Origin of the sequence: Vibrio sp. Vb0304 (assembly GCF_033338995.1) — a bacterium.
In the GTDB taxonomy this organism is placed as follows: domain Bacteria; phylum Pseudomonadota; class Gammaproteobacteria; order Enterobacterales; family Vibrionaceae; genus Vibrio; species Vibrio alginolyticus.
Genome location: NZ_JAWOTT010000399.1, coordinates 1 through 1,009, shown reverse-complemented (window position 1 = coordinate 1,009; position 1,009 = coordinate 1). Strand labels below are relative to the sequence as shown.

General features: G+C 44.6%; 2 protein-coding genes. Both read right to left on the bottom strand.

From position 1 onward, the window contains the following. Nucleotides 1–598, bottom strand: a 598-nt coding sequence (locus tag R7P35_RS26530; protein WP_318093478.1) for a nucleotidyltransferase domain-containing protein, incomplete at its 3' end; no start/stop codon positions are given. Nucleotides 599–711: 113 nt separating this feature from the next. Beyond that, a partial coding sequence (locus R7P35_RS26525) for a M24 family metallopeptidase (RefSeq protein ID WP_318093477.1) occupies nt 712–1,009 on the bottom strand: 298 nt, incomplete at its 5' end.

Below are 1,009 nucleotides of genomic sequence, written 5' to 3'. Positions count from 1 at the left end.
GCTCTAGGTTATAGGTCGTATCGTGGTAGCGAGCATGACGTTCGCGTTGTTCTTGGATTTTTGCGCGGTAGAAGGTTTCGCTCGGCCAGAAAGAGTCGGATAGCACGACTTTTTTTAAAGCTTGGAATGTGTCTTCGCTGCCACAAAGCAGACGTGCTTCTTGTAGGTTAGTGGCAACCGTTAGATCGTCACGACCGATTTGTGCACATTCATTGACAGTGCGAACCGCATGGCCAACTTCCAGTTTTAAGTCCCATAGTAAGGTAATAAATTCACTGATTTTCGCTTCCAACGCGGTCGGCAGTTTGTTGTTAGAAAGAACAAGAATGTCTATGTCGGACAACGGATGCAGTTCACCGCGACCATATCCGCCCACGGCCACTAATGAGATGTTGTAAATGTCATTAAAACCGAAGTATTGCCATAAACGCGTCAGCAGCAAGTCCATGTACTCTGCGCGAGCCAATACTAAGCTGGTCACAGGGTGATGGTTAAGAAACTCTTGTTTTTGGGTTGAGCTGAATTTTTCTAACTCTTGTTTTAGTTCGCCGATATTGATTTGTTCGTCGGAAAACGTAAGAGGGGACTGAAGTGGCATATTTGCTATCCGTGCAAGCGAAAAGTAAAGATCTACAAACCTTTCTAATTTAACAAATCTCGCGGAGATAAAAAATATCCCCGCATGAGCGGGGATATTGAAGTCATTCTTGGTTACGCATTTTTCATTAGGCGAGGAATCGTATCATCGCTGCGTAGCGTTAATACTTCACAACCATCTTTGGTTACCACGATAGTGTGTTCCCATTGCGCTGAGTTTTTACCGTCACCTGTGTATACAGTCCAGTCGTCTTGTGCGTCAACAGTACAACCGAATTTACCTGCGTTGATCATTGGTTCAATAGTGAAACACATGCCTTCTTTAAGTACGCGGCGGTCTTTGTTCTTGTAATGAACCACTTGTGGTTCTTCGTGGAACTCATCACCGATACCGTGACAACAGAAGTCTTTA